This is a genomic window from Caldanaerobacter sp. (assembly GCF_049701115.1).
GTDB lineage: Bacteria > Bacillota > Thermoanaerobacteria > Thermoanaerobacterales > Thermoanaerobacteraceae > Thermoanaerobacter.
Genome location: NZ_JBNATX010000066.1, coordinates 1 through 3,727 on the forward strand (window position 1 = coordinate 1; position 3,727 = coordinate 3,727).

5 protein-coding genes are annotated in these 3,727 nt (G+C 37.9%); 4 read left to right on the forward strand and 1 reads right to left on the reverse strand.

The window, feature by feature from the left end; translation table 11 throughout:
• Positions 1-413: S-layer homology domain-containing protein (locus tag ACPLVE_RS10950; RefSeq protein WP_424611577.1), on the forward strand; the 413-nt coding region annotated here is incomplete at its 5' end.
• Positions 414-451: 38 nt separating this feature from the next.
• Here the strand turns inward: ACPLVE_RS10950 and ACPLVE_RS10955 are convergent.
• Positions 452-1,360, reverse strand: coding sequence for an ATP-binding protein (locus ACPLVE_RS10955; RefSeq protein WP_424611578.1), 909 nt, complete (start codon positions 1,358-1,360; stop codon positions 452-454).
• Between the two features lie 150 nt (positions 1,361-1,510).
• Between ACPLVE_RS10955 and ACPLVE_RS10960 the strand changes: the two genes are divergently transcribed.
• From ACPLVE_RS10960 to ACPLVE_RS10970, 3 genes are read left to right on the forward strand one after another with little or no spacing between them, the layout of a single operon-like run.
• Positions 1,511-2,353, forward strand: coding sequence for a fumarate hydratase (locus ACPLVE_RS10960; protein ID WP_424611579.1), 843 nt, complete (start codon positions 1,511-1,513; stop codon positions 2,351-2,353).
• A 24-nt stretch (positions 2,354-2,377) separates the two neighbouring features.
• On the forward strand, positions 2,378-2,929 hold the full coding sequence (locus ACPLVE_RS10965) for a Fe-S-containing hydro-lyase (RefSeq protein WP_424611580.1): 552 nt from the start codon (positions 2,378-2,380) through the stop codon (positions 2,927-2,929).
• A 6-nt stretch (positions 2,930-2,935) separates the two neighbouring features.
• Entirely contained in the window at positions 2,936-3,496 is a 561-nt protein-coding gene (locus ACPLVE_RS10970) for a uracil-DNA glycosylase (protein ID WP_424611581.1), read from the forward strand.
• Positions 3,497-3,727: the final 231 nt, after the last annotated feature.

A 3,727-nucleotide genomic window follows, 5' to 3' on the forward strand; every position in this document is an offset into this window, starting at 1 on the left:
AATTTGCAGCATTGATGATAAGAGCGCTGGGGATAGAAGAGAAGCCATACAAAGGGGAATTTGAGGATGTAAAAGAAGGGGCATGGTATGCAAATGCGATAGAAGCAGCATATCAAGCAGGGATAATGATAGGAGACGGCAAAAAGATGAGGCCGGATGACCCTATAACAAGAGAAGAGATGGCAGCAGTGATAATGAGAGTATACGCAAAACTGACAGGGTACAAAGAGGAGAACATAGGGAATACAGCATTTACAGACAATGACAAGATAAGCGAATGGGCGAGGGATGTGGTAGCGAACGCAGTAAAGCTTGGAATAGTGAGAGGATATGAGGATAATACTTTCAGAGCTAAGAATAATGCTACAAGAGCAGAAGCAGCTGCAGTGCTTTATAGAGTTTTAGAAAAATAGCAAATGTATTAATAAAATGGCGCCTGAAAGGCGCCATTTTATTCATTTTTCTTTTCATTTTCTACAACCCAAGTGCGGCAGAAGGTGCATATGGGTGAGACAGAGGGAAATCCGCATATTTCACAGTTTACCTTTGGAGGTCGGGCCTGGGTGCCCTCAAATAAATAAGCATACTTCGTGTAATTTTTATAAAAAGACCTTTTAATTCCTGGTGACTTTTCTTCTAGCATGTCCAATGCTTCTTGGTATCTATTGTATTTTGCTTCTCTTCCATAAGGGCATTTTGCTTCTACTGGTTTTATATTGTGAAGTTTAGCAAAAGCTATTATTTCATCCTCAGACTGGAATGCAAGGGGTTTTATTTTTTTAGCAAATCCGGGTTCTGCCGGCAGAGTAGGAACTCCCTTAGCTAAGTGGTGTAGGTCCCATCTCATGAGGTTTGCCAACAAAAGTTTTGCCATATCGTCTAGGGTATGGCCAGTTGCTAAAGCGTGAGCATTGACAGATAGTGCATATTCATTCATGAGGTGTCTTTTTGTAACACCGCATATAGCGCATATTCTATCTTGCCTTTTTGCTACTTCTGGAATACCTTTGCCATATTTTTTCTTTAGATCTACTACTTCAAGGGGAATATCATGTTCTTTACAGAAGTTTTCTACAACTTCTCTGGATCGAGGAGAGAAGTCGTTTTGAGTAATTCCAAGGTCTACAAAAAAACCGAGGACTTCATACCCCAGTCTTTTTAGGACATAGGCAGTCACGAGAGAATCTTTCCCTCCAGAAATTGCTACTACTACTCTTCCTTTTGGAGGGAGCATTTTATACTTTTCAATCGTTTTTGAAACCTGTCTTAAAAAGAATGCATCTAGATGTTCTTCACAGAAAGCAGAGTTATGGGCAGGGAATTTAACTATAGCGGGTTTCCCGCACACTGTGCACTTCAATTTAAAAAACCTCCTTTCTGTTATTTATTTTATAGGGATTTTGTTAAAATACTATGCAATAAACCATTATAAAAAATTTTCAAAGAAATTGCAAAATCAACATCAAAAATAGTATTATAATCATATAAGGCAGTTTAGAGGTGAAAAACTTTGAGGGAAATAAAAGTTAGTCAAATCGTGGAAGTTGTCAAAAAGCTGTGTATTGAAGCGAATTATAATTTACCGGATGATATATTAAAAGGGCTCAAAATCCGGAAGAAGGAGGAAAAAAGTCCTTTAGGTCAAAAAATTCTTGAAGATATAATTTTAAATGCTGAAATAGCTATGCAAGAGAAAATGGCTATATGCCAGGATACAGGAATGGCCGTAGTTTTTGTAGAGATAGGACAAGAAGTATGCGTTGTGGGTGGCGATCTGGAAGAAGCTATTAATGAAGGAGTGAGATTGGGTTATAAGGAGGGTTATTTAAGGAAGTCTGTTGTGAAAAGCCCTGTAGAAAGGATTAACACGAGTGATAATACTCCCGCTATAATACATTATCGGATTGTTCAAGGGGATAGGCTTGTTATAACTGTAATGCCCAAAGGTGCTGGAAGTGAAAATATGAGTGCTTTGAAGATGTTAAAGCCTTCAGATGGTTTAGAAGGGGTAAAAAGATTTGTGATAGAAACCATAGAGAAAGCTGGTCCTAATGCATGTCCTCCTATCATTGTGGGGATTGGTCTTGGAGGAGATTTTGAATATGCAGCCTATCTGGCTAAAAAAGCACTGTTGAGGAAAGTCGGCGAAAGGCATCAGAATATTTTAATTGCTAGGTTGGAAGAAGAGCTTTTAAATGAAATAAACTCTTTAGGTATTGGGCCAATGGGCCTTGGAGGGACTACTACTGCCCTAGATGTTCACATAGAAGTATATCCTACTCACATTGCTTCTTTACCCGTTGCAGTGAATTTAGGTTGTCATGCTACAAGACATGCTACTTTTGTATTATAATTTTATTTATAGGTGGGAGAAGTTATGTTCATAAGATTGCATACACCTTTAAAAGAAGAAACAACAGTACAATTAAAAGCTGGGGATTTGATTTTGTTATCAGGAGACATATACACTGCGAGAGATGAGGCTCATAAAAGAATGGTTGAAGCGATAGATAAAGGTGAGATACTTCCTTTTGAAATTAAAGATTCTATAATTTATTATGTTGGACCTTGTCCTCCTAGACCAGGACAAGCTATTGGAAGTTGTGGACCTACTACAAGTGGGAGAATGGACAAATATACTCCTAAATTGATTGAATTGGGATTAAAAGGGATGATTGGAAAGGGTTTGAGGTCGGAAGAAGTTGTGGAAGCCATGAAAAAACATAAAGTGGTTTATTTTACTGCTGTAGGAGGAGTTGGTGCTTTACTTGCCCAAAGAGTCAAAAGAGCAGAAATAATAGCATATGAAGACTTGGGACCAGAGGCTATTTATAAGCTTACTGTTGAGGATTTTCCATTGATTGTCGCTATAGATTGTTATGGAAATAATCTTTATGAAATTGAAAGGGAGAAATATCGAAAAAGGTGATAAATTATGGCGCTTTTACCTTTAAAAGAATTATACCTTGCTTGCTTGCATTGTACGAAGTGTGATTTATATAAGACAAAAACTAATATGGTGTTTGGAGAAGGGAATTTAAGAGCAAAGGTGATGTTTGTCGGCGAAGGACCAGGGCGAGATGAGGATTTACAGGGCAGACCTTTTGTAGGAAGAGCTGGCCAACTTCTTAATAAAATGCTTGAAGATGTTGGAATACGTAGAGATGAGGTGTACATTACTAATGTTGTGAAGTGCAGGCCCCCTAACAACCGAGTTCCATTGCAAAGTGAAATTGATGCATGTCTGCCTTATCTGAGAAATCAGGTAGCTATAATAGCACCTAAAATCATTGTATGTCTTGGAGCTACAGCTGCTAAAGCCATAATAGATAAAGATTTTAAAATAACTACCATGAGGGGACGCTGGTTTGAGAGAAAAGGAGTTAAAATAATTGCTACATATCACCCGGCTGCTATTTTAAGAGACCCTGAAAAGTTGGGGCCGGCAATGGAAGATTTCAAAAAGATCAAAGAAGAACTAAATAAATTGGAGTAATTTAAAGGATTCTGAAGTATAAAAGAGAATGAAGTATATAAGGCAGGAGAAATAAGCCTATACGACCTTTTATAGAGATTGAATCGGAATTAAAAAGATGATATATTAATAAACGTCGCTTTTTTGCGCTGACAGAAATGAGGGGTTGACAGAGAAGAATAAATCTGCTAAACTAAAGAAGTTGCGCAAAAAGCTTTATAGAGGGACCTTGAAAAGTGGACAGCGAGGCAG

Bases quoted from the DNA above. Each gene is read 5' to 3' on its own strand.
- ACPLVE_RS10965 (WP_424611580.1), top strand. From the start codon at position 2,378: ATGTTCATAAGATTGCATACACCTTTAAAAGAAGAAACAACAGTACAA.
- ACPLVE_RS10970 (WP_424611581.1), top strand. From the start codon at position 2,936: ATGGCGCTTTTACCTTTAAAAGAATTATACCTTGCTTGCTTGCATTGT.